The sequence below is a fragment of the Mesorhizobium sp. WSM4841 genome, from assembly GCF_055811515.1.
Genome location: NZ_JBVVQC010000008.1, coordinates 136,734 through 161,078 on the forward strand (window position 1 = coordinate 136,734; position 24,345 = coordinate 161,078).

Here is a 24,345-nt window from a genome sequence, read left to right on the forward strand (position 1 = left end):
CAACCACCAACGTTGCGATTATGCAAGCTGAACGCCGAGGGTGTGGACTAAAAGAGTAGCCACGGTCAGGTCGGCCGAGGTGCCGGGGTTGACGTTGTCCGCCTTCAGCCGGCGGTCAAGCTCCATGAGCAGACGAATGCGTGACGTCTCGTCATCGTTGGCATGCAGCGCCGCCTCAACGGCAAGGGCTTCTTGCCGCGTCTGATCTGCGACGTCAGTTCCATGGTTGCGCACCACATGACTGTCGGGGAAGCTGGTGAGAAACGCCATATAGGCGAACACCGTCGGCCACATGCCGCCTTCGCCGCGTGCCAACGCCGTTTTCAGAGCCGCAAGCCCGACGCCGAACACGTCGCCGAAACCGGTAACATACTGGCGGGCGATCATGTCGCGGTCGGCCGCCTCCCTCATTGCTTCGAGCAGATGAACCTTCGGCTCCTGCCGCACATCGTTCGCGGCCTCTCCGAGCCCGCCCGGCGCGGCCGCGACGATCGCCTCGAACACCGCCCTGGTGTCGTCCATGGTCATCGCGCGCAGCACCGCGTCGACATTGTCGTGGAGGCTGCCGCCCGCCATTTCGGCGGCGCATAGCAGAGGCCCTGCCAGAAGAATGATACCGAGATTGGTATTGGTCGCGACTGCCAGACGTGTCGCGCGGACTGCTTCCAGCATGCGCTGTCCGACCGGCAGTCGCGGATCGGTCAGCGGCGCGGACGAGACCTCTGCGCTCGTCATGAACTGGGCGGCGGACATGCCGTGCCCGTCGGCGAACAGATGGACATTGCCCGGTTTCAGCGCCTCGATCTCCATCCGGCAGGCGTCCTTATAGGCAGCCCGGAGGCGTTCTCGCGAAAGCGCCATGCCGTCGGTCACGAATTCGCCGGCGCAGTGAGGCGGTAGGGTCGCGCTGCCGCCGCCTCGGTACGATCGGCCAGGAATTTCAGCAGGGCGTCTGCAATCGCATCGGCGATGTTCACCGCGACGACCGATTGAAGCCCGGACCAGGCGGGCATGCTGTTGACCTCAAGCACGAACATCGTGCCGTCGGCCGCCGGCACGATGTCGACGCCGGCGAAATCGGCGCCGATAGCGGCGGCGGCGGCCCGTGCCAGCGTCGCCAATTCGGTTTCGCCGTGCAGCGAAACCTGCCTCGAAACCAGCTCTGGCACTGCCCCGCGATTGACGTTGGTGATCCAGTCGTCGCCGCGGCGGCTCATCATCGCCAGGACCTCGCCGGCGCAGACGAAAACGCGAAAATCGCGGAAAGGAGGGCCGGGGCGCGGCACGTAATGCTGAAGATAGTAGACGCTGTTTACCTCGTCCTCGGCGGGGAGATCGGACAGTGTTTCGATCAGCCGGATGCCTCGGCCCTGTGCGCCGAAAAGCGGTTTTAGCACCAGCGGCGTGAACGGCAGTTCGCGTTCGGCAATCGCTTCGGCCATGGCACGTCCTTCGACCGCGAATGTCGGCGGCGTCGGCAGGCCGGCATCCTTCAGGAGGAAGGTCGTCATCGACTTGTCGACGCAGCGCTCTATCGCCTGTGCGGAATTCCACACCGGAATGGAAAGCTTGCCGAATGCGTGCAGCACGCCGAGGCGCCGGGTGACCGCTTCGAACGATCCGGCGGCGATCGAACGGACCAGCACGGCGTCGGGCAGCGCGCCGTCGAAGCCGGGGATCGACAGTCCGCTCGGGCTGCCGGTGTCGAACGCGATTGCCGCCAGCGGCACGGTTGCGACCACGGCGCCCCGCCGGTCTAGCCTTGCCGCCAGGCCCTTGGCGCGGGTGTCCGAGACGTCGCTGACGATCAGGATACGGGGGATCATGTCGCGCCTCGGATACCGGTATACCGAAGGCGCGAGCGGGCGGCCCGGCAGGCGGATGATAGATGAGTCCATTGCACCGCCATCGTCTAACCGAGGCTCCGTTCGAGCATCCGCAGATCACGCTCGCCAGCGCGAAACGTATCGCCGGTCTCGATCGCCGTGACGATCACTTCGGCCGGGCTGAACAGCAGCGGATCAATGGCATAGAAATCACCCTTGAACCGCTTGAAGACCTCGGCGAAGGGGTGGCCGTGATCCCGCGAGGCGCGGCTCGGCAGTCGCTCCGCGAGTTCCCTGGCGTCTTTCGACGGGCCTTTGACGAAGAGCTGGACGCTGCCGCCATAGATGATGGCGTCGTTGGTTCTGCCCATGGCGGTCAGGAAATCCGGATGGGGGGCGGGGATAGGGGCGGTACCGATTCCATCGACGATATTCTCAAGCGGAAACTTGAGATCGTTGCTCTTGTGCAAGGCGACCTCGAGCGCGCGCGCAACGATCTGCACGCTGCCCGCAAGGCTTTGTGTCGGCGCATAGAGGAAGGTGAGCTTTTCAGTTGGCAATCCAGTTGCCTTGCCGACCTTCTCAACGATCGGCTGGGGCGGCGGTTCGGCGGTCTCCAGGATAAGCACGGCAGATGACGCAGTGTCGCGATAGGAAAGTGCTTCGAACAGCGGTTCGACGCGGGCGAGCGCCCGCGCCGGTCCCGATCCCATGGCGAAATAGCCTTGGCTCGACAGGTTCCAGCCCGCATACTGGCTGCCCAGGCAGGCAAGCACCGGCTGCGAAGACCGCACTTCGACGGTGAGCGGCCATTTCCGCGACGCGCGGTCCATGCAGACCGAAACGCTGCCGAGCCCGCCCATCGCGGCTTCCGCCATGTGCAGCCCGGCCTCGACGCCGCCGGCGGCCTTGGCGCCGGCATCGATCAGGCACTCGCCCAATGGCCCCCTGGCAACGGCGATACGCAGGCGTTCGGCGTTGCCGATCATGCCGTCTATGATGCGCTGCGCATTGTCGTTGAGGAATGCCGAACCGTCTTTCATGTCCGGTCTCCTTCCCATTGGTGTTGCAATCGGCTGGCTTGTCCCTTGATGAGCCGCCTGGTCAGATCGGCGCTCGGACCGCGCGCGAAGATGGTGCAGACAGGATCGCCAGCAATCAGACGGGTGCCGGGCGACTGATGGTCGGCAGTCCATTCAGGCCAGGCAATCGATGGAAACCGGGCGATCGGCGCCGCGGCATAGGTCACCATCGACGCCATCGAATCGACGAAGCGCGGCAGACGGTAAGCCTTGCCTGCCGCGGCGCGCAGATGCGCTTCGATCAGTGGCGCGTCGGCATCGTCGAAAATGTCGAGGGTGGCGCCTGGCCTCGGATTGATCTCGATGAGCTTGTAGCCATCCGGTCCGCGAATGAGATCGGCGCTGCACAATCCAACCAGGCCGGCGCGGCCCGCCAGACCTGAAAGCCAGCCGCGGATCATCGCCGCCTGCCTGCGATCGAAGCGTCTCAACCGCACGGCGCCGCCATAGCGATAGGGCGCTGCCGGGGCGGGGGACGCCCATTGTTGGCTGAAGCCGACGATATCAGCGGTTTGGCCGTCGCCGACGAACAGGGCCGAGATGCTGCGGCCGGCAACGAAACGCTGGAAATAGCGGCCGGTGCCCGGGGTTTCTCCGGCGGCCCGTCTGATATGCGTGCCGCCGGCGCCGCCCGCGGTCTTGATCACCCAGTTCTCCGGATCGGGCGGCCGGTCCCATCGGAATTGCGGATGCGGAATGCCGAGTTCGGCGCAATCGGCGGCCAGCAATTGCGGGTCCTTGATCCTGCGGATCGCGCCGCCGCCATTGCCGGCGAGCGGAAAATGGCGCGCAATCTCATCGACGGTCTCCGTCATCCGCTCGAAGCCCGAACCCAGGACGATGGCGACCGGCTGGTCGTCTCCTGCCAATTGCTGAAGCGTCTCCATGATGCGCTCGCCGTCGATGCCGCGTTGCAGGTCGCCCGGCAGCATCGTCGCGCGTTCGGCAAGCGCGACCGTGTCCGTGTCGCAAAAGAAATCGGCGACCAGCGGACGATAGCCGGCGCGGCGCGCAGCGGCAGCCAGCGCCCGGCCTGAAATCGCCGCGATCAATAGAGATCCGGCGTTATTTGGCGATTTCGCGTGCAAGGGAAAATGCTTCCTGGAAATCGAGCGTGATGGTTTTTTCGGCTTCGATCATTCTTTTGAAGAGGCCGAATTCGACCTTGTATTTCACATTGCCGATGGCAAGCGGACCAATGCCGACAGCCTTTGCCGCTTCGAGCGGATCGCTATTGGCATTGACGGCCACGCCTTCGATGCCGGCCGGCGGGACCGCGTTGACGTCGGCGGCAATGAGCAGGCCGTCGGCTTTCAACTGCGCTTTCGAGACCACCTGGACGCCGGCCTTGGCGCAGGCCAGGATCACCTCGCTCGCCTCGACCAGCTTCGTCTTGCGGGCGTCGCTCGACCCGTCGGCCGCATCGACGGCGATGTTGAAACGGCTTTTGATCTCGGCCGCGATCTGCTCGACCCTTCCGATGCCGTCATGACCGACAAGCGTGACTCGGGCGCCTTCCCTGGCGGCGATGACGGCAGTGCAGAAGCCGACGACGCCGGTGGCGCCGAAGACAGCGATCCTGGTGTCCCTCAGCCCGCGCTCGAATTTCTTCTCCAGCGCTTTTTCGACCTTGGCCACCATCGCCGCGGCCGTGGTGAACGAGCCGGCCGGATCGGCGAATACCGAAACCTGGAAAGGCGGCACCATCGCCTTTCGCGCTGCGTCGAACATGTCGAGCGCCAGCGAGGCGTCCTTGCCGGCGATAAAGATGCCGGTATCGACGCCCGCATCGGGCGGGCGCGAGAAGATCGCGTCCTGCACGAGGCCTGTCACCTCTCCCAGGCTTACATCGACATAGGGGACGACGGCGTCGAAACCTGCATCGAGAGCCATGTTCACGTCGAAAGGGCTCATATGCTTCAACGGCGTCAGCATGTGCAGGATGTGTTTGCGGGCCATTTCTCGCCTTTCCTCTTGAACCTGATCGCGTTGCCGGGCCGTCAGCTGCCGACGAGATCAAGTTTGGTCGAACTGATCTTCGCGCCGGAATTCCGGCCCTTGACGATCCTGATCTCGATGCCGTCTTCAACTGTCTGCTGAACCGCGCTGACGAAGCTGACTGCAGCGTCCGGCGATGGGGCGAAGGCAAACCCTGTCGGTCCCCACGAACTCTGGCCGATGCCGACAGCGCCTGCTTCATTGAGACCGTGGGCCACCCTCTCGACCCGCTTCGAGGTGAACACGCCGCCTTGCGCCGGTGCGAAATGGGTGCCGATCAGCATCTGGATCGCGGTGACGGCGGCGCCGAAGGCTGGAAGGTCGTGCTCGACCAGAGCCGGCATGATGCCCATCAGCACCCGCCGGCAGATCTCGCCGCTGCCGGACGCCGGGAACGGCGGCAGTGAACGAAACGCCGCGATCTCGGCATCGCCATGCAGTCCATGCCCGCCATGGTCGAGGATCAGGATGACGCGCCACTCTTCTGGAAACTGCAGTCGCGCCACGACCGGCGGCGGCCTGCCGCGGTCGTCCTTGCCGGCATCGACAATGACACCACCGCTTTCGAAACTGGCGATGCCGATGCCGGATCGGCCGCCGCGATCGAGCAGGGTCGCGTCGCCGCCAACATCGAGAGGCAATTTGTGGAGCGTGCGCAGCGCCGAGGCGACGGCAAGGGCGATCTGCGTGCCGGAGCCCAGGCCGGCATGGCTCGGGATCGACTGTTCGACCACCAGACGGTGCTGGCCGCGAATGCCGAGATGCCTGCAGAGCGTCGACAAATGTTCGCCGGCGCGCCGGCTCTCGGTGCCTTCGACGATGGTCTCGCTGGACCGCGACAGGGTGACGACGGTTTCGGGTTCGCTTAGAGGTAGCCCGACGCTGCCAAAGCGACGTCCGGTATCGCCATTGAGATCGAGGAAGCCAAGGTGCAGGCGGGCGGGCACTCGTATGGTAACAGAATTCGACATCTACCCCCCGATGGGTGCATCATAGACGCATCATGGAAGTTTAGGTGCCCGTCGCCATGATAGCTGTTTTCGTCGAAGGGGCAAGCCGGAGAGAATGCATTCGTTTTATCTTCTTTTGGCCCCGGCGCAAAACGGACCGGGCAAGTCGCGGAGGTCGAGATGAACGAGACGCCTAAGGAAAAAGTCTATTCGGAAGCCGAGATTGCCGACAGGCTCGAGAAGGAACTGCCGAAATGGTATTACGAGAACGGCTGGATCCGGCGCAAATACAAGACCCATAGCTGGAAATCGACACTGATGGTCATCAACACGGTCGGCCATCTCGCCGAGGCGGCGTGGCACCACCCCGACATCACGGCGTCCTATGCCTGGGTCGAGGTGCGCCTGATGAACCATGCAGCCAAGGGCATCACCGACAAAGACTTCGCGCTGGCCAAAAAGATCGAGGATGTCGTCCAGTGGCAGCCGGCCAGGGAAGGCGGCGCGCTGGAAGGCACTCCGCCGACCGATCAGCGCTTCGCCTACATCAAATATGATTAAGCGCGGTCGGAATTTGTTGATGGCTTAAGAAAACATTCGCTAATCTGCTGACAGGCGGGGTTCACGGCCATTCCAGTTTCGTCTAGGATCGGGCCGGCACCAGAAAGTGGCGTAGTGAATGGCGGTTGCTTGGATCGGCAACCGGGAAACGCTGGTCGAGCGCGCGGCTGCACATGCCGCCGCGCTGTTGGGGTCAAGCCGGTGCCCGGTTTTCAGCCTGGATACGGATATACACGGCACCAGGGCGGCGATCGCGCTGGCTGAGCGGGTTGGCGCGGCATACGATCATGCCGATGGCGCGGCAGTTTCCCGGGAGACGGCGCTCTTTACCGACAAAGGCGCGATGACCGTTGCGCCCGGCGAGACGCGCCGGCGCGCCGATGTCGTGGTGATTGTCGGCGAACTCCCGCAAATCCATCATGAATTTGTCTGCGAACTCTCAGCCACGGTTCCCGATCTCTCGGCCCCCGATCTCTCAGCCAAGAATCAACGCGAGATCTTTCTGGTCGGGTCGAACGGGGCGTCGGCGCCGCCGCTGAACAACGGGCGGACGGCGACGCTCCTGTCCTGCGGCGAGGCAAGCCTCGGCGCGACACTGGCGGCGCTGAGGACGCAGTGCAGGGGGCGTCAAACATCGCAGCCGGTGTCGAATTTCGACGATTTCGCCAAAGCCCTGGAGGCTGCGCATTTTCCCGTCTTCCTGTTTTCAGGCGACGCAACCGAGGGGCTGGCGCTTGAGATGCTGCAAGGACTGATCACTGATCTCAACCGCAAATCACGCGCATCCGGCCTTCATCTGCCGGCAAGCGAAAACGGATGGGGTAGCGCGCTCGCCTCGACCTGGATGACGGGTTTTCCGCTGCGCACCGGCTTTGCGCGCGGCGTCCCGGAATTCGATCCCTGGCGTTACGATGTCGCGCGCATGATCGCTGCCGGCGAAGCCGACCTGCACCTGCGGATATCTTCCTCAATTGTCCAGCCGCAGAAGAAAAAGAACCGCATGGCGCTGATTGCGCTGGCGAAAACGCAGGAGCCGATCGCGGGTGCTGCGGTCACCATCGCCATTGGCGAAGCGGGCGTCGATCACGAGGCGGTGGTCTATTCCAGCCGCACCGGTTCGCTGCGGTCGATCGATGCGCGAGCGGCGTCCGAACTGCCCTCCGCTGCGACTGTTATCCGCCTGGTCGCCAGTCATGTCTCCGCCGAGGCCGCGTTGCCATGCTGACGAAAATTGCCGGCGGCGACATCATCGATCCCGTCAACGGCCGTGTCGGCAAGGGCGACCTCTGGATCAGGGACGACAAGATCGTTGCGGCGCCGGCGGGTGGCGCTGCCGACCGGACCATCGACGCTGCCGGCTGCATCGTGATGGCGGGCGCCATTGACATCCATTCCCACATCGGTGGCGGCAACGTGAATACGGCACGGCTGCTCCTGCCCGAGCAGCATGCCGCGCACCAGGCGCGGCCGGCGACGACGCCGCTCTCCAACGCCGGCTGGTCGACATTCCAGACCGGCTGCCTCTACGCCAAGATGGGTTTCACCACGGTGGTCGAACCGGCGATGTCGCCGGGAGCCGCACTTCACACCCATCTCGAACTGGCCGACATCCCGATCATCGACAAGGCGACGCTCGCCATTCTCGGCAACGACGATTTCCTGCTGTCGATGGTCCGCGACGACGCCTCCTCTCAAATGATCGAGGACTATGTTGCATGGACGGTCGCCTCGACGCGGGCGCTTGGGGTCAAGGTGATCAACGCCGGTGCGGCGGCCGCCTTCAAGGAAAACGTCCGCACCTTCTCGCTGGACGATGTGGTGCCTTCCTATGGCGTCAGCTCGCGCAAGATCGTCAAGACGCTACAGGCGGCCGTCGACAGCCTTGGCGTCCCGCATCCTCTGCATGTCCATTGCAACAATCTGGGCAGCCCCGGATCGGCGGACACGGCGGCCGCGACGATCGCGGCGGCGGAAGGATTGCCGCTGCACCTCGCCCATCTCCAGTTCTACGGCTATGGCACGGAAGGCAAGCGCAAGTTTTCCTCGGCCGCGGCGCGTCTTGCCGAACTGGTCAATGCGACGCCGGAAGTCACCATCGATATCGGCCAGGTGATGTTCGGCCAGACGGTCACCGTCTCCTCCGACGTCATGCGGCAATTTTCGGCGCGTGGCAGTGCGCAGCCGAAGAAATCCGTCATTCATGACGGCGACGGCAATGGCGGCGGCATCGTGCCCTACAGCTATGGCAAGGATTTCTATGGCGCGATGCAGTGGGCGATCGGGCTCGAGCTTTTTCTCCTGATCGACGATCCCTGGCGTGTCTTCTTCACCACCGATCATCCCAACGGCGCGCCCTTCACCGCCTACCCAACCCTGTTCGAGCTGCTGATGAGCCGGGAAGCGCGCACCGAAATGATTGCCCGACTTCCAAAATCCGCCATGGCGCTCTCCACCCTGGCCGCAGTCGACCGCGAATACACGTTCGAGGAAATCGCCATCATGACGCGCGCGGCCCCAGCCAAGCTGCTCGGGCTGACAGATCGGGGCCATCTCGGCGCCGGCGCCATAGCCGATATCGCTGTCTACCGCAGGGACGGGAATATCGCGAAAATGCTGAGGCAGGCGGCGTACGTCTTCAAGGATGGCGATCTCGTCGTGCAGGACGGAGAGATCACCCATTACCGCTGGGGCAAGGCGCTCAGGCTCAATCCGTCGCCGGACAAGGCGATGGTGCGGCGCCTGGAGGATTATCACCAGCAGCGCTACGGCCTGTCGCTGGACTGGTTCAATTTCCCGGATTCCGCGATCGCGCGCGAACAGCCATTCGGCGAGGTTGCATGCCGAACGTGAGCGTAAATGGCATAATGATCGACGATACCTTTGCCGAGGCCTTCGGCATGCGTGCGACCGCCATCATCATCACCGCGCCGAACCGGAAATGGGCCCGCCAGGCGGCGATCACGATGACCGGCTTTGCCACCTCGGTGATCGGCTGCGGCTGCGAAGCGGCAATCGATATCGAACTGCCGCCATCGGCCACACCGGATGGCCGGCCCGGCTGCCGCGTGATGATCTTTGCGATGGGAACAGACGAGTTGCAGAAACAACTGCTCAATCGCGTCGGCCAGTGTGTCTTGACCTCGCCGGGTTCCGCCTGCTTCGCCGGACTGGAGGGCAGCGCCGAGTTGAAGCTCGGTTCGGCGCTGCGTTATTTTGGTGACGGCTGGCAGATCTCCAAGAAAATCGGCGGCAGGCATTTTTGGCGCGTTCCCGTCATGGATGGCGAATTCCTGTGCGAAGCGACGACCGGGCTGACGAAGGCTGCCGTCGGCGGCGGCAATTTCTTCGTCATGGCTGAAAGCAGCGCCAAGGCCTTGGCTGCCGCCGAGGCCGCGGTTGCGGCGATAGGCCTGGTGCCGGGCGCGATCGTGCCGTTTCCGGGCGGCATCGCCCGTTCGGGTTCCAAGATCGGTGGCAAATACAAGGGCATGATCGCCTCGGCCAACGAAGCCTACGCGCCGACATTGCGCGGTGTTGTCAGGAGTGAGCTCGGTTCCGACATCAACGCTGTCCTGGAAATCGTCATCGATGGCGAGACCAACGATGCCGTTGCCGCCGCGATGAAGGCCGGCATCAAGACCGTCATCGAGCTCGGGCCGAAGCGAGGCGCGGTTCGCATAAGCGCCGGCAATTACGGCGGCAAGCTCGGCAAGTTCATCTATTCGCTGAAGGATATGCTGCCGTGAAAGCGCTGACCTTCACCCTTGTCGCCGAGCCGCCCGAGCGCCTTGACCTGTCGCCGCTGACGCCGGAGCGGCTTGCCGGGATCGAAAGGCGCGATATCGAAAAAATCCAGATCGGCATGTCGAAGCATGGATCGAAGGTCGGCGATATCTTTCGCGTCGCCGGAAACGATCCGCTGGACATCGTGCTCGAAGGTGGAAGCACGCGCCTCGACCGCGTGGCGGAAGGCATGCGGGGCGGTTCGGTTCGCGTCGTCGGTAATGCCGGCGCCCAGGCCGGGCGCGCCATGCGCGGCGGCACGCTCACGATCGAAGGCAATGCAGGTCCGCATGCAGGCTCCGGCATGCGCGGCGGCAGGCTTGAAATAACAGGCAACGCCGGTGATCACCTTGGTGCGCCGCTCGCCGGGGAACTGGCCGGCATGAATGGCGGTGTGCTGATCGTCAGGGGCAAAGCGGGCGCTTTTGCAGCCGACCGGATGCGGCGCGGCCTGATCGCGGTGCTGAAAGGCTCAGGCGACAATGCCGGCAGCCGCATGATCGCCGGCACGCTGGTGGTGGCCGGCGGCAGCGGCGAGATGCCCGGCTATTTGATGCGTCGCGGTTCGATCCTGCTCGATCGGGCGCCGAAAAGCCTGTCGCCGAGTTTCGTCGAATGCGGTGCGCCAGAGAGCGTTTTCGCCGCAGTCATCGATCGCCATCTGATCGCCGAGGGTATTTTGAAACGGCCGCTTCTGGGCATCGCACCGCAGAAATATGGCGGTGACAACGCGGTGCTTGGAATGGGTGAGGTTCTTTTCCCTCGCTGAGGCGTGCTGCAGACGGCATTGCGGTTAAGCCGCCATGGCCGGCATGGCTGCGGGAGGGTTAGCGGCGGTCGTTGGCAATCAGTTTCGTCAGGCAATCCCCCGCCTGGCTCTCAGGCACGCCGAGATCTCTGACACTGTCCATGTGGTTGCGGTTGGCGAGAACAAGCGACATTACCGGCAAACCCTGCTGCAGCAGGTGCTCTTTGAATCGATCTGCTTGCTGATGGAAAGGCGGCGTCTCGTTGGCTCCGACCAGAACCATCGCCCTGGTTTGAGGATCATGCCGGTAGGCAAGCGGTGTAAACCTGGCGACTTCTTCATCGGTAATTCCAATCTCGTTGGCGAGAAAGGAGTTCTGGAGCGGTTTCAGATCGTAGAGTCCGCCGAGCAGAAGAGCTGCCCGCACATTCGAAGGGGTATGCTCGCTGTTGAACAGAAACGTTGAAAGATGTGCTCCGGCCGAATGGCCGCTGACAGTCAGGTTTGCGGGGTCTCCGCCATGGTCGGCGATATGGGCCAGGACCCACTGCTTCGCGCGGCGCACCTGGTCGACGATCGTCGCCATTCTGACCTTGGGCATCAGAGCATAGTCGACGATGACGGCAATCGCGCCGGCCTGGGTAATCGTCGTCGCCACGTATGAGTAGTCGCGCTTGGAGAACATTCTCCAGTAGCCGCCATGGATGAACATGTGCACCGGCAGGCCGCTTCTTTTGCCGGAGGGAAAGAACAGGTCGATGGTTTCGGTCTGATCCGGCCCATAGGCAACGTCCGCAGTCATTGGAATGGTTGCGCGAACGGCCTCGCTGCGGTGAACGATGTCCTGGACGATTTTGTCAAAATCCGCGACATGGTCGCGGATGCGGAACGGATCGCTTTGCACTCTTCCTCCGCTCAGATGCTGATGGCGAGGTATTTCGCCTCCATGAACTCGGCAATGCCGTGATGCTGGCCGCCCTCGCGGCCGAGGCCGCTCTGCTTTACCCCGCCGAAAGGTGCTGCCGGATCGGACATCAAGCCGCGGTTGAGAGCGATCATCCCGGCTTCGATCCTGGATGCAACCCGCATTCCACGCGCAAGATCGCGCGTGTAGATGTAGGCGGCAAGACCGTATTCGGTGTCGTTGGCGCGCGCGATAACGTCGGCTTCCGTTTCGAATCTCGAGATCGGCGCCACCGGCCCAAAAATTTCCTCGTGCGCCATCTCCGCCTCGGCCGGTACGTCGCATAGCACGGTCGGCGGGTAGTAGTATCCCGTTCCCGAGCCTGCCATGCCCCCGCACAGCACCCGCGCGCCACGGGCGACAGCATCGTTGACCAGACGGTCGATCTTGTCGACGGCCTTCCTGGTGATCATCGGCCCGCACTCCGTGGCCGCGTCCGTACCAGCGCCGATCTTGAGTGCCGACATCCGCCTGGCGAGGCTTTCGCCAAAGGCATCGTAAACGCCAGACTGGACATAGATGCGGTTTGCAGCCGTGCAGGCCTCGCCGGCGTTGCGCATCTTCGCCACCATCGCCCCATCGACCGCCGCGTCGAGGTCCGCGTCATCGAACACAAGGAATGGCGCGTTGCCGCCAAGTTCCATCGAACACGAAACCACGTGCTTTGCAGCCTCGGCCAGCAGAACGCGCCCGACACTAGTCGAGCCGGTAAAGGAGAGTTTGCGCACCCGTGGATCGGCCAGCATCGCGGCCGTCACAGGGCCGGGATTGGAGGTTGTCAGGACGTTCACCACACCTGGCGGAACACCTGCTTCCTGGTAGAGCGCGGCAAGCGCGTAAGCCGTCAGCGGGGTCTCGCTGGCTGGCTTCAAAATTACCGTGCATCCGGCAGCCAGGGCGGGCGCGATCTTGCGCGTCGCCATGGCGGCAGGGAAGTTCCAGGGTGTGACAAGGACGCAGATGCCGATGGGCTCGTAGTCGACCACGATCCGGTTCGTGCCGGAAGGCGCAACCCCGAATTCACCGGTGATGCGAACGGCTTCCTCGGCATTCCAGCGGAAGAATTCCGCAGCATAGGCGATCTCGCCACGCGCGTCCCGGAGTGCCTTGCCGTTTTCCAGCGAGATCAGGGTTGCCAGCGTCTCGGAACGTTGCGTCATCAGCTCGAAGCAACGCCTGAGGATTTCGGAACGCTTGCGGGGTGCCGTTGTGCGCCAGCCATCGGCGGCCTTGGCCGCAGCCTCCACGGCGGCCGCGGCATCTTCGATCGTCGCATCGGGAACGGCGGCGATCACCGCTTCCGTGGAAGGATCCACGACCTGGATTTCCCTGCCGTCGGCGGATTGCCTCCATTGGCCGCCGATATACAAGCCGTGGGAGAATCTATGGAAGCCGGCAGTGTCCTGATCGTCCTCCAGCACCTGATGAGATATGTTCATGGCCTGCTCCTCGATTGCTCACATGACACAGGCGGCGAGGTCGCCATCATAGGCGGCCTGGATCAGGCCACGCATGGCTGCCAGATCGAATGGACGCGGATTGTTCTTGATGAGACGGTCAATGCCGAGCGCCTGTTCGGCCGTCCAATCGAGCTTGTCGGCGGGGAGCCCGAGCTTGGCCAGCGTAGGCGTGATCCCGATCGCTCCAAACAGCCGGCCGACCTCGTCGATCGTCGCGTCGGCCATCTCACCGGTGCTCCGGTCCTTCCCGTCGAGACCAAGGGCAAGGCCGATCTCGGTCATCTCGGCGGCCGCGGCGGCCCGGTTGTACTTCATGACATACGGCAACATGGTGGCGACACCCAGCCCGTGAGCCGTGTGGGTTATCGCGCCGACCGGATATTGCACCGCGTGCGCCGCCGCAGTTCCGGCCGTGCCGAACGCGCAGCCGGCTGCAAGCGCGCCCATCATCACATCGGCCCGAGCGTCCTCGTCGGCGGGGTCGCGGTATGCCTTCTCGAGACTGCGGCCAAGCAGCTTGATCGCGAGCAGCGCAAAATGATCGGTCAGCGCGCTCTTGCCGATGAAGACATGCTGTTGCGGCAGGCTGGGGTCAGTGCCGCGCCTGGCGGCGGTAAAAGCCTCGATCGCATGGGTCAGCGCGTCAGCGCCCGCGATCGCCGTCAATCCCGAGGGACATGTCATCGTCAGTTCCGGGTCGCAGATGGCGGCTGCCGCGATCAGATGCGGGCTGGAGATGCCTACCTTCATGGTGCGATCCGGATCGGAAATCACCGCGACAGGGGTCACTTCCGAGCCGGTGCCGGCTGTCGTTGGCACCGTGATCAGCGGCAGCGTCGGACCGGGCACCTTGAACTCGCCGTAGTAGTCCTGGAGCAGGCCGCCGTGACTGATGAGCAACGCGGCGCATTTGGCCATGTCGAGACAACTGCCGCCGCCGATGCCGATCACCATGTCGGGCGCAAAATCCCGCGCCTCCTCGACACAGACGGCAACCGTGTCGCGTGGCACATCGGGCAGCACACGGTCGTGCACCAGCACATCGATCGATGCGCCCTCGAGCGCCGCCATGATCTCTGCGAAGGCGACGGTTGCGGCAAAGCGCTCGTCCGTACAGACAAGAGCGCGACGGCCCAGCCTGGCTGCAACGGTTGGAATGACATGGCGCTGGCCCTTCCCGAAGAGGATTTCACGCGGCAGCCTTATTGCAGCGAAAAGGCTCATGTTCAGCGTCTCTCGATGATGTTGGGAGTGGAAAGCGAAAGCACGTTGAGTCCTAAAAAAATATCCTCTATTAAATCGTATATGATATAGGATTGTATTGGACGAAGCATCGTGTTAGCCAGTGACCCTGTCAAGAGGCAAAGATGCAGGTCACAAACTTAAGCAATGCCCGAGAAGTCGGCCCCGCTAGCGGACGCATCCAGCGATCCAACAGCCTGGTGGAGGACGTCTATGAGGCGATTTTCGCGCAACTCATGTCGCTGAAGATCGCGCCTGGCTCACGGATCACCGTCGACAGTCTGGTCAAGGAACTGGATGTATCCCACACGCCAATCCGTGAAGCGCTTGGCCGCCTCGAAGGCGAAGGCCTTGTGCTGAAGACACATTTGATCGGCTACCGCGCCGCGCCGCAGATAACCAGGCGCCGATTTGACGAACTCTATGAGCTTCGCCTGCTGCTCGAGCCGCATGGGGCGGCCAAAGCAGCCGCATTGATGGATGAGACGAAACTTGCGGTGCTTCGGGAGTCCGCAGGGGGCATGGCGCGCCGCGAAGGCAAGGATGAACGCCTGCGTTACTCCAACTTTGCGCGGCAGGACGCCATTTTCCACGACAGGATCATGGAATTTGCAAACAATGATCTCGTGCGCGAGACTCTCGCGTTCCAGCATACGCACTTCCACATCTTCCGCCTGATGTTCCATTCGCGCGTCACCGAGGAAGCGCTCGACGAGCATGAGGCCATCCTGGCCGCCTTCGCTGCCTCCGATCCCGCTGCGGCGGAACAGGCGATGCGCCGTCATATCGAGCATTCTCGTGATCGTTTGCTGCCGGCGTTCGATTGAGACTGGCACGATGTTCGTTACCGTCGGGAGCGGCGCCGTCAAGCTGAATGCACCGTTGATCACGCAAGCAAACGCCCGGGACATCCCGGATCCCCTTTTCTGAGACCCGCGCCGCCGGACGAGCGCAATGCCCGCCCGCCTTCCATTCACAAAACTCTTCCATCCGCAAAACGAGGAACCGACCATGCCAGGCAAGAAAATACTGATGTTGACCGGTGAGTTTACCGAGGAATATGAGATCTTCGTCTATCAGCAGGCGATGGAGGCCGTCGGCCACATTGTCCACGTTGTCTGTCCTGACAAGAACGCTGGAGACCTGATCAAGACGTCGCTTCACGATTTCGAAGGTGACCAGACCTACACCGAAAAACCGGGCCACTATGCTTTGCTGAACAAGACCTTTTCGGAGGCGGAAAAACAGCTCGACCAGTATCATGCCGTCTATTGCGCTGGCGGCCGTGGCCCCGAGTACATCCGCACGGATAAGCGCGTGCAGGCGATAGTCCGCCATTTCCACGAAAACGAGAAGCCGATCTTTACGATCTGCCATGGCGTCCAGATCCTGATCGCGGTCGACGGCGTCGTGCGTGGCAGGAAAGTAGGTGCGCTGGCTGCCTGCGAGCCGGAAGTGACCCTCGCCGGTGGAACTTATATCGACCTGTCCCCGACTGAGGCCTATGTCGACGGAACGATGGTCTCGGCAAAGGGCTGGACCGCACTAGCCGCGTTCATCCGCGAGTGCCTGAAGGTGCTGGGGACGGAAATCCACCACAACTAAAGTCAATCGTCCGATGCATTCCAGACGGGATGCGTCGTGATTGCCAAGTCTGTCGCTACAGGCAGGGCTCGGCAGGTCTGAGATGCATCACGGCTGCGTCGGCCGCGTCGCCGCCGCCAGCGTGTCGATGTCGTCGTAGAGCGCCTGGCTGTGATGGTAGAGCTGCTCGAAAACGGGTTGGGTGCGCCTGTAGGTCTCGGCCCATCTGGGGTCCGGCCGGATTTCGGCGCCGTAGCTCACGAAGCGCTCGGCCGCCTGTTCGACGCGCGAGAAGCGGCCCGTCGCCGTCGCGGCCATCGCGGCACAGCCGACAATGCCGCATTCGGGCTCCCGCGGGACCAGGATCGGAATGTTGAAGGCACTGGCCTTGATCTTCAGCCAGAGTTCAGTGCGCGCCCCGCCACCGGCGGCGATGACGCGCTGCAGCGGCTTGTTTGACGCGTGTTCCATGATGCGGATGTGACGCGTCATGGCAAAGGCGATGCCTTCCAGGATTGAGCGGTGCAGATGCTCCATGCCATGCGCGGCGCCCAATCCGAAGAACTGTGCGCGGGCGTTGCGATGGCGCCCCAGGCGCTCGCCGGTGAGAAAGGGCATGAACAGCAATGCGTCGCAACCGGCGGGTGCCTCGGCGGCGCGGGCGACGATCTCGTCATAGGACAGCACGTTGCCGTGAAAGGCGCGGCGTGCCCAGCGCATGCCGTCGCCGCCAGTCTCCAAGAGCACGAACTGCGCCCAGTTGCCTTCGATCGTCGCAACGTTCGAGATTTCCGGGTCAAGCAGCGGCTTCTCCGCGATCACCGAGATGATGGCGCCCGTGCCGGTGCTGTCGGAACCCATTCCGGGGCGACAAGCGCCTGAGCCGAGCAGTGCCACCGGATAATCGGCGCCACCGACCAGCACTGGGGTTCCAGACCGCAGGCCGGTGTCGCGCGCCGCCTGTTTGGAGACGTGGCCGAGGATATCCAGCGGATTGCGGATCGGCGGCAGCTTGGCGGCGTCAAGACCCATGCGTTCGATCATCACCGGCGACCAGTCGAGCCGCTCCGGGTTCATGAGGAAACTGCAGGACGCGTCGCCTGTATCCATGGCAATCTCGCCGGTCAGCCGGTAGTTGATGTAATCCTTCGGCATGATGGCGACTGCGCTGCGGGCGTACGCGGCGGGATCGTTGTCTCGGACCCATTGCAGTTTGAAGCCCGGCCATGCCGGGGTCGGCGTATTGCCGCTTTCGGGCAAGTAGCTGTCCGGCTCGTTCGCTTCCTCGAAGCGACGTACGAGATCGATGGTGCGCTTGTCGTTCCAGAGCGGCGCCGTGTCGCGCGTCAGCGTTCCGTGCGCGTCGAGCAGGACCAGCCCGTGCATCTGCCCGCAGACGCAGATGGCGGAGATGTTTTCGCGGGCGCCATCGACGCGGTCCAGCACCGTCTTGACGCTCGCTCGCGCACCCTCCCACCAGTCGACCGGCCGCTGTTCGGCCCAGCCGAATTCCGGCACGATCTGGTCGTGCTCTCGCGACGCAAGCTCGAGGATCTTGCCCGTGACATCGATCAGTGCGGCGCGGACGCTGCCGGTGCCGACGTCGATGGCGAGAAAAAGTTCGCCGCTCATTTCGAGAGACTCCTGAGATGGGCAAACATGTGATCCTCTGTCTATCGGTCAGAGCGAGCGCGGCATGACGAGAATGCGTTCCACGGCATCAGCCTTTCGCCGCTTCGATGGCGATGCGCGACATCTCGTCGAAATCCGGCCCCGACACCGGGATCGCGATGTCGAAGACCTCTGCGATCACCTGCGTCCAGCCATGCAGGAAATATGTCCAACCGTCCTCGATCTGCAACTGCTGTCGGGCCTGGTGCCGCCTTGCCTGATTGAGGAAGATCAGGTCACCGCGATAATTGAGATCCCAGGCAATGCCGCGCTTAGGGAACAAGGCGTCATCGGTGATCGGCGAGCCTGGGGCGTCCTTGCCAAGTCCGGTCGCGTTGATCACCAGCGAGCCTGGTTTCAGCGCCGCCAACGCCTTATCATTGATCTCGGGTCGGTGTGCCAGGACATATTCGATCTCGACCGTCGACATCATGTCTTTGTGGATGCGCTCGATTTCATCGAGACGCGGCTGCGAACGGTCGGTGACAATGATGCGCGAAGGCAAGTCGGCGCCACGTTCCTTGCGCATCAGGTGCCAGGTGATCGCAATCGTCGATCCGCCGGCGCCCATCGACAGGACTTCCGCGCCGGTGTCCGCAAAATATCCCGCCGGAATGAAGCCGTCTATCGCAAGGCCCGAAGAGATCGGATCCTTGGCATGACAGATCAGCTTGCCGCCCCGCTTCGACAGGCAGCTGGTCTCGTGCATCAGGCGGGCGTGCGGATCGACCACGTCGAACAGGTCGCGCGCTGCGTTGAAGAGATCGATCTTGTGCGTGGTGACGAGCGCACCGAGCGACAGCGGGTCGGATTTTATGAAGGAGACGACCTCACGGTAGGCCTCCGGATCGGCGTGGAGTGGAAAGTCGATGCCCCTGAGAACCGCATCCTTGAGAACCGCATCCTTCAGCCCGAGGTGGCGTGCCCATGCGGGGAAAACCCGCATGATCGAACTGCTCGTCGTCGTGACGCCGACAAAATAGAATGTCGGCTGGGTAGCCGGCCGATAGCGGCTCATTTGCCGGTCTCCCGGATTTTCTCCGCGCGCAGTGCAGCACTGCGAAGTGAAGCAGCGATCTCGAAGCGAGCCTTCATGCCGGCACCGTGCCGGATTGTTGCTCATAGAGAGCGGAGATCAGCTTCGCGTCACGCGGTCGCCAATCCGGGTTGGCGACTTGCCTCCAGCCTCCATCGCCGGCGACCACGCGCGAGCGCATGCCTCCCGATCTAGCGATGATCTCGTAGTCCTGCCCTGAATCGGCGGGGTAGCAGAACAGCATCACCAGATCGTCGTCCCCGACATTGATCGAGCGGTGGATCCAGAACGGCGGAACGTAACAGACGGTCTGCGCGTCGATCGGCACGATGCGAACCTCGCCCTCCGGCGATTCCATCAGCATGAGGCCGCGGCCTTTCTGTCCGTAATAGATTTCGGGCCGGTCGGCCTGGTTGTGGATATGACCGCGCGTCATGAAATATTCGTCGCCGACTTTGCCGGGCGCCATGCGCGTAACGCCGAAAATCAGGTCGCCCGACTGCTCGGTCGGCCGGAACTCGGAGACTTCGTAGGCGATGCGCTCGCCCCATGTCGCGCGCATGGCTTCGAACGCCGCGGCGTCAGCATAGAGCCCGTCCAGATCGCGGAAGCGCTTCTGATAGCTGCCGGTTGCATTTCCCATCGCACCAGTCGACAGATCGACCTTGCATCCAATCGGCTCAAACAATCTCGTCAAAGGACTACCTCATATTGCATTGGCTGATCTGGTTGCATTGGCTGATCTGGCCCGCACCTCCTGCTTTCGACAAGAACCACACTTGCTTTGCAGGGTACGATTTGCTCTCCCTTTGCAGACCACCTTGGACGTTGCTGGATTATGGCAGATTTCGACCACGAAGCACACGACAGTGGGTTGGGCGGCATGCCGCAGCCGCTGCCTTAGGCAATCCGAGAGAGCCGTCTTGCTCCTCCAAGTCGCCTTCGACAAGCCTGAACACCTGGCTCTGCTCTAGCCGCCGGCTACTCAGTCGCTTGGCGCCCTATTTTGCGCATGAGGCCGGAGCGGCCACTGTCGGACCGCTGGTCGATGCCGTGCCGACGGCACGCCGTCCACAGACGCGGAATTCGTGGCGCCGCCGAATACGCCGGGTCACTTATCGACCTGCAGCGGCTGCGGCAGGACCTGGCCAAGGCCGAGCTGTTCGAGCGCGCCAGCCTGCTCAAATCGCCGGTTGCCGGTCGCGTGCAGCAATTGGAGGTCAACACGCTGGACGAAGTGGTGCAGACCGGCCAGCGGCTGATGGTGATCGTGCCGGATGGCACGGCACTCGAGATCGAGGCGATGCTGTTCAACCGCGACAAGGGTTTTGTGCACGAAGGGCAGGAGGCGCGCGTCAAGCTCGAAGCTTTCCCCTTCACCAAATACGGCACCTTGCACGGCAAGGTTCTAACTGTGTCCAACGATGCCATCCCGGCCGGTGCGCCGGAGGCATCAGCGGCCAAGGAAGAAACCGCGGGCGATGCCGCGGGCCGCTGGTGTTCCCGGTGAGGATCGCGCTCAACGAAACCTCGATCCGTGTCGAGGGCAATGACGTCGTGCTGACCCCCGGCATGTCGGTGACGGCGGAGATCAGGACCGGCAACCGCCGCGTGATCAAGTTCCTGCTCGACCCGCTTATGGAGATGACAGATGAGGCGTTTCATAAGAGGTGAGGTTGGGCATGGGGCGCGGCACGGTCAGTATGTCAATTTCGATATCTTAGGTCGGTGAAAGAATAAGATTGAAGCGAAAGTATCACTGGATGAAAAAGATAAAATTCTGCATAGCCAATAGCTTTTCAGTTTGCTTCACGTTGCTGGTTATTTCAGTACTTGGGTATCTTGGTTTCTTGGAGGAAATATGCGCGTGCGATAATGGAAACAACGACAGATTTCAAATATCGATTCTGATTTCTGGAATGTTTTCACTGGCGTCTGGTGTGGAGCTTATCGGTATTATGCGTAACCCAAAGATTAGTGGGGCGCACTACCGACAGGACCAGAACCATAAAGGGCTACATGTCAGAGTATTGCTGCTTGCAGCTATAATGTCTACTTTTGTAACCGCGGCAATCGTTTGTCCTCAAATATCTGCTAAACTAGGAGTGGGCAATGTCTGCTAGGATTACGGTGACAGTGCACTTTTTCCCATGTTTGCCCGGCTGTGGCTGTGTGTAGATTGAGCACAGGGCTCGACTTGCAAGTAAAAAACAGAGCGTTCAAAGCGGCATCTTGCGTTATGCGCAGGGGGCGCAGCGCAGCCGGCGGCCAAAACATCAGAAGGACTCGTTGAATGGAGTGGTTATTTAAAAATCTGTGGGTGAAGATACCAGCAATAGTTTGTGCTATTAGTTTTTCTACGGCTCTAACTCTGTTCGTTTCTTGCGAATTGTACGATATGAACAGATATATATATGGTTGTATAGCTAGATATGGGAGCGGGCGCGACTCAGTAATTGCTATCTTGTTTCTTGCTGCCTTTTTGACCTTGGCAAACTTTCACGCCATGCTCAACGTTGACAGGCAAAATGCGAAATACACAAGCTTAGGCTATAATATTATGACCCGAGATGCTATTCGACGCGCTCAAGCTGTTGTTTCCATATTTCTTGCGCTTCTATGCGTAGCTATCACAATTGATGTTTGTCTAAACGGGAGGTGAAGATGGGTGCGGGGGCTTTATGGGGCGTAGCAGGAATTACGGTGACAGTGCACTTTTCCCCATGTTTGCCCGGCTGTGGCTGTGTGTAGATCGAGCGCATGGCTCGACTTGCAGTAAGTGTCGCCGATGTCGGCACCTGGGCGGCCGGTGGACAGCGAAGCACTTCCGGCCAGGCGCCGAGCAAACCGGAAAAGCCATGAAATGGGGAACCCGGCAGGCGGAAAGAAAAAATGGTGCACTGTCACCGTATTTCCTGTCACCGTATTTCCTTTTTTGTCGGTTTTTGCAGCGTAATATTGTGGCCTCCACCGGAGTGGGGCGCTGTGCGCCTAATTTTTCCTGGAAACTGGATTCAACGCATATGCGGCCAAAGAGAGTAGGTTTCTATGCATGGCTTCTTCTTTTTGGCGTATGTCTCTCGATCCAAGCCTGTGGCAGCGGACGTAGCGGGCAGTCTGTCTCCAGTCAGGATTCGGCTTGCACTGGCGAAGAAGTAGTGAGTGCGATACAGGGTGATGGCGGTAAATTCATATTTAGCATTTCCAAGCTAAAGGCATTCCTTTCAAAGTATAAAGTTTGCGAATTTCGTAAAAATGTGGAGGTGCCTATTTTTACTAGAAAAAATATTGAATTTAAATTACGTCACGATTTAAAAATAAAAACTAAATCTGATGGAGGTAATCTTTCTGGTTGTGTAGAACGTAGATTAGATGCATTTCCACCAGGCACGTATATCGTTTGTTTCGGGCAAGGTCATGAGGGCTGGAGAAAAGTAGATGGATAAGAGCTATTCGATAAGCGTTGGTACGTTCTCCCTACCCTGGGATTACGGTGACAGTGCACTTTTTCCCATGTTTGCCCGGCTGTGGCTGCGTGTAGATCGAGCGCATGGCTGACTTGCAGTAAGCGTCGCCGATGTCGGCACCTGGGCGGCCGGTGGACAGCGAAGCACTTCCGGGCCAGGTGCCGAGCAAACCGGAAAAGCCATGAAATAGGGAAACGCGGCAGCCGGAAGCGGCAGCATTTCCAAAAGGATTGGCAGGGTAAATCTAAATCGCATGCTATCTCGCAACGGCTTGCACCAAAGCAAAATTTTCGGCAAGTTCCCCGCGTCTTAGGAGAGGGCCAACAACAATGAAATTATCTTACAATGGCATAATGCCGGTCGCAGCAATAGTGATTTGCGTAAACGCATTCGTTTCAACCGCCGCCCACGCCAACTCGGTTGCCTTCGATCACGGATATCAGATGGCGGCTTATTTGTTTTGCTCTCAATCAATTTATAACGACAAGCGTTTTGGTGACTTCATTGTTGAGAACATGAAGTATGACAAAACTAAAGAGTACAAACGTGGCGTTGTCGCTCTGAAAGCCGCACTCAAAGGCAAACGCCCTAGCAAAGTGTGCTTCGATGCCGCTCGCGCCAGCGGTTCGTGGACCGCCCGCTGATGGCCTCCAGCCTCATCGAACTCGGCCTTTAGTTGGTTGCTTATCGGCTTGCTTGATTCTGCGTTCCGGCTAATTCCTGCCAATATTCTGGCACCGATGCGTGCTTTGCCATCCCTGCGGGCCCGTGCGCCATACATCCAGGCGTGGTGGCGCGCAAGCTGGCGGTGAGATCATGCACGCGATCTGGAGCGACTGCACGTTCTATGTCGGCGATCCGGAATTACGGTGACAGTGCACTTTTTCCCATGTTTGCCCGGCTGCGGCTGTGTGTAGATCGAGCGCATGGCTCGACTTGCAGTAAGTGTCGCCGATGTCGGCACCTAGGCGGTCCGGAAGACAGCGAAGAACTTCCGGGTCAGGTGCAGAGCAAACCGGAAAGACATGAAATATGGAAACGCGGCAGGCGAAGAAGAAAATGGTACACTGTCACAGTAATTCCAAGGAAACGAACCGGTTACTGCGGGAATGGGGCACGAAGTGCATAGGTGGCGCATACGTTATTGATGATCCATAATATAGTTTGTATTATGTTATTAGTTTACAATGATTGTAAATAGCGACTCATTGCTAATTTATTATACGTTTTTATGTACAACCAAAGTTGTCAATTATAGATGGATTTTTAATAGATGGTGGTTTCAGAATGGCCAGCTGGTTCAGTTACATTTTCATCGGCTTTGTGTTGTTTGCTTTATTTAGGTTTCTATTGGGTACTTGGCAACAAAATAAACTTGCGCGACGAGCTGAACATTGGCCCATCGTCGAGGCTATAGTGGTTGAAAGGTTATTTCTTTCTGCTGACCCAACTACTTACAGGTATTAGGTAAGATACGAATTTAAGGGGCTTGAGTACGTAAGCGTGGCAGAAAACTTCTTTGATAAGGATAACACAGACAAATATGTCGGAGACAATATCAATATAAAAGTGGATCCTAGCGACCCTAATTCGTGCGTCCTGTACTCATAGGTCACTCCAGAAAAACAGGTGACGTAAAATGGAAAATTACTCGGTTAATTCTGGAGTTACTATCGGGAGTTCTCCAGAGAAAAGGTTTCAATTTGGTAATCTCTCTCTAAATTTCAAGATGATTTTTCAGCCCTCTCTTATCGAGCCGGGTGCTGCCACGGTTCGAGTGGAAGTCGGTGCGGGTGTTTTCCGATCCCGGGCTGCAGCAAAGTATGGCGGCGGTTTCGTCACCCAGGGGTAGTTTGATGTTGGAATTGGAGGGAAATTGAGAGACTTTGCTGGCTCTTTCGGGAATGGGCGCCTTGGAGCACTATTAGATTGGGCTAATATAGGCGCCTACGTGGAGTACGATTTGCTCTCCC

The 24,345-nt window shown here is 60.7% G+C and carries 25 protein-coding genes; 13 read left to right on the top strand and 12 right to left on the bottom strand.

Annotated features, from left to right (window positions below; translation table 11 throughout):
- Positions 1-18: 18 nt before the first annotated feature.
- The 6 genes from AC0L14_RS12405 to AC0L14_RS12430 form a co-directional block, all read right to left on the bottom strand.
- Positions 19-873, bottom strand: coding sequence for a triphosphoribosyl-dephospho-CoA synthase (locus AC0L14_RS12405; RefSeq protein WP_473526835.1), 855 nt, complete (start codon positions 871-873; stop codon positions 19-21).
- Positions 870-1,826: an ATP-grasp domain-containing protein gene (locus AC0L14_RS12410; protein WP_473749634.1), complete on the bottom strand. Its 957-nt coding sequence runs from the start codon at positions 1,824-1,826 to the stop codon at positions 870-872. Before AC0L14_RS12410 ends, AC0L14_RS12405 begins: the two co-directional genes overlap by 4 nt.
- Positions 1,827-1,912: 86 nt before the next feature.
- Positions 1,913-2,869, bottom strand: coding sequence for a methenyltetrahydromethanopterin cyclohydrolase (gene mch / locus AC0L14_RS12415; protein ID WP_123148250.1), 957 nt, complete (start codon positions 2,867-2,869; stop codon positions 1,913-1,915).
- Positions 2,866-3,960 (bottom strand): ATP-grasp domain-containing protein, encoded by a 1,095-nt coding sequence (locus tag AC0L14_RS12420; RefSeq protein ID WP_473749635.1) that lies wholly within the window; start codon positions 3,958-3,960, stop codon positions 2,866-2,868. Before AC0L14_RS12420 ends, mch begins: the two co-directional genes overlap by 4 nt.
- 13 nt (positions 3,961-3,973) lie before the next feature.
- A complete protein-coding gene (locus tag AC0L14_RS12425) occupies positions 3,974-4,867 on the bottom strand; it encodes an NAD(P)-dependent methylenetetrahydromethanopterin dehydrogenase (RefSeq protein ID WP_473526838.1) in 894 nt (297 codons plus the stop codon).
- Positions 4,868-4,908: 41 nt separating this feature from the next.
- Positions 4,909-5,877: a beta-ribofuranosylaminobenzene 5'-phosphate synthase family protein gene (locus AC0L14_RS12430; RefSeq protein WP_473749636.1), complete on the bottom strand. Its 969-nt coding sequence runs from the start codon at positions 5,875-5,877 to the stop codon at positions 4,909-4,911.
- A 159-nt stretch (positions 5,878-6,036) separates the two neighbouring features.
- Between AC0L14_RS12430 and AC0L14_RS12435 the strand changes: the two genes are divergently transcribed.
- The 5 genes from AC0L14_RS12435 to AC0L14_RS12455 all read left to right on the top strand — a co-directional run bounded on the left by AC0L14_RS12435 (position 6,037) and on the right by AC0L14_RS12455 (position 10,969).
- The gene (locus AC0L14_RS12435) at positions 6,037-6,417 is read left to right on the top strand and encodes a 4a-hydroxytetrahydrobiopterin dehydratase (RefSeq protein ID WP_123148513.1); all 381 of its coding nucleotides are present in this window, start codon (positions 6,037-6,039) and stop codon (positions 6,415-6,417) included.
- 118 nt (positions 6,418-6,535) lie between these two features.
- On the top strand, positions 6,536-7,642 hold the full coding sequence (locus AC0L14_RS12440) for a tungsten formylmethanofuran dehydrogenase (protein ID WP_473749637.1): 1,107 nt from the start codon (positions 6,536-6,538) through the stop codon (positions 7,640-7,642).
- Positions 7,636-9,267, top strand: coding sequence for a formylmethanofuran dehydrogenase subunit A (locus AC0L14_RS12445; RefSeq protein WP_473749638.1), 1,632 nt, complete (start codon positions 7,636-7,638; stop codon positions 9,265-9,267). Before AC0L14_RS12440 ends, AC0L14_RS12445 begins: the two co-directional genes overlap by 7 nt.
- A complete protein-coding gene (gene fhcD / locus AC0L14_RS12450; protein ID WP_473526842.1) occupies positions 9,255-10,163 on the top strand; it encodes a formylmethanofuran--tetrahydromethanopterin N-formyltransferase in 909 nt (302 codons plus the stop codon). Before AC0L14_RS12445 ends, fhcD begins: the two co-directional genes overlap by 13 nt.
- Complete coding sequence (locus tag AC0L14_RS12455) at positions 10,160-10,969, top strand: formylmethanofuran dehydrogenase subunit C (RefSeq protein ID WP_473485512.1); 810 nt, start codon at positions 10,160-10,162, stop codon at positions 10,967-10,969. Before fhcD ends, AC0L14_RS12455 begins: the two co-directional genes overlap by 4 nt.
- A 58-nt stretch (positions 10,970-11,027) precedes the next feature.
- Here the strand turns inward: AC0L14_RS12455 and AC0L14_RS12460 are convergent, their stop codons facing one another.
- Positions 11,028-11,660, bottom strand: a complete 633-nt coding sequence (locus AC0L14_RS12460) for an alpha/beta hydrolase (RefSeq protein ID WP_473749639.1) — start codon at positions 11,658-11,660, stop codon at positions 11,028-11,030.
- On the opposite strand from AC0L14_RS12460, the gene AC0L14_RS12465 reads away from it, so the two are divergent.
- A complete protein-coding gene (locus AC0L14_RS12465) occupies positions 11,649-11,915 on the top strand; it encodes a hypothetical protein (protein WP_473749641.1) in 267 nt (88 codons plus the stop codon). The genes AC0L14_RS12460 and AC0L14_RS12465 overlap by 12 nt on opposite strands.
- On the opposite strand, the gene AC0L14_RS12470 is transcribed toward AC0L14_RS12465, so the two are convergent.
- Both AC0L14_RS12470 and AC0L14_RS12475 read right to left on the bottom strand, forming a co-directional pair.
- On the bottom strand, positions 11,864-13,351 hold the full coding sequence (locus AC0L14_RS12470) for an NAD-dependent succinate-semialdehyde dehydrogenase (protein WP_473749642.1): 1,488 nt from the start codon (positions 13,349-13,351) through the stop codon (positions 11,864-11,866). The genes AC0L14_RS12465 and AC0L14_RS12470 overlap by 52 nt on opposite strands.
- Positions 13,352-13,369: 18 nt before the next feature.
- Positions 13,370-14,596, bottom strand: coding sequence for an iron-containing alcohol dehydrogenase (locus tag AC0L14_RS12475; protein ID WP_473749643.1), 1,227 nt, complete (start codon positions 14,594-14,596; stop codon positions 13,370-13,372).
- A 143-nt stretch (positions 14,597-14,739) separates the two neighbouring features.
- On the opposite strand from AC0L14_RS12475, the gene AC0L14_RS12480 reads away from it, so the two are divergent.
- Together AC0L14_RS12480 and AC0L14_RS12485 are read left to right on the top strand one after the other, a co-directional pair.
- Positions 14,740-15,441, top strand: a complete 702-nt coding sequence (locus tag AC0L14_RS12480) for a GntR family transcriptional regulator (RefSeq protein ID WP_473749644.1) — start codon at positions 14,740-14,742, stop codon at positions 15,439-15,441.
- A 184-nt stretch (positions 15,442-15,625) separates the two neighbouring features.
- Positions 15,626-16,219 (top strand): DJ-1/PfpI family protein, encoded by a 594-nt coding sequence (locus AC0L14_RS12485; RefSeq protein WP_473749645.1) that lies wholly within the window; start codon positions 15,626-15,628, stop codon positions 16,217-16,219.
- A gap of 87 nt (positions 16,220-16,306) precedes the next feature.
- On the opposite strand, the gene AC0L14_RS12490 is transcribed toward AC0L14_RS12485, so the two are convergent.
- The 3 genes from AC0L14_RS12490 to AC0L14_RS12500 all read right to left on the bottom strand — a co-directional run bounded on the left by AC0L14_RS12490 (position 16,307) and on the right by AC0L14_RS12500 (position 19,602).
- Entirely contained in the window at positions 16,307-17,830 is a 1,524-nt protein-coding gene (locus AC0L14_RS12490; protein WP_473749646.1) for a xylulokinase, read from the bottom strand.
- 88 nt (positions 17,831-17,918) lie between these two features.
- Positions 17,919-18,887, bottom strand: a complete 969-nt coding sequence (locus AC0L14_RS12495) for a shikimate dehydrogenase family protein (RefSeq protein ID WP_473749648.1) — start codon at positions 18,885-18,887, stop codon at positions 17,919-17,921.
- A gap of 73 nt (positions 18,888-18,960) precedes the next feature.
- Positions 18,961-19,602: a glucose-6-phosphate isomerase gene (locus tag AC0L14_RS12500; protein ID WP_473749649.1), complete on the bottom strand. Its 642-nt coding sequence runs from the start codon at positions 19,600-19,602 to the stop codon at positions 18,961-18,963.
- Between the two features lie 315 nt (positions 19,603-19,917).
- Here AC0L14_RS12500 and AC0L14_RS12505 point away from each other — a divergent pair, with 315 nt between their 5' ends.
- The 5 genes from AC0L14_RS12505 (at position 19,918) to AC0L14_RS12525 (ending at position 24,224) form a co-directional block, all read left to right on the top strand.
- The gene (locus AC0L14_RS12505; RefSeq protein WP_473749727.1) at positions 19,918-20,415 is read left to right on the top strand and encodes a beta-barrel domain-containing protein; all 498 of its coding nucleotides are present in this window, start codon (positions 19,918-19,920) and stop codon (positions 20,413-20,415) included.
- Positions 20,412-20,579, top strand: a complete 168-nt coding sequence (locus tag AC0L14_RS12510; protein ID WP_473749650.1) for a hypothetical protein — start codon at positions 20,412-20,414, stop codon at positions 20,577-20,579. The genes AC0L14_RS12505 and AC0L14_RS12510 overlap by 4 nt, the downstream gene beginning before the upstream one ends.
- 1,184 nt (positions 20,580-21,763) lie before the next feature.
- On the top strand, positions 21,764-22,351 hold the full coding sequence (locus AC0L14_RS12515; RefSeq protein WP_473749652.1) for a hypothetical protein: 588 nt from the start codon (positions 21,764-21,766) through the stop codon (positions 22,349-22,351).
- A gap of 350 nt (positions 22,352-22,701) precedes the next feature.
- Positions 22,702-23,016: a hypothetical protein gene (locus AC0L14_RS12520; RefSeq protein ID WP_473749653.1), complete on the top strand. Its 315-nt coding sequence runs from the start codon at positions 22,702-22,704 to the stop codon at positions 23,014-23,016.
- Between the two features lie 995 nt (positions 23,017-24,011).
- Positions 24,012-24,224: a hypothetical protein gene (locus AC0L14_RS12525; RefSeq protein WP_473749654.1), complete on the top strand. Its 213-nt coding sequence runs from the start codon at positions 24,012-24,014 to the stop codon at positions 24,222-24,224.
- Positions 24,225-24,345: the final 121 nt, after the last annotated feature.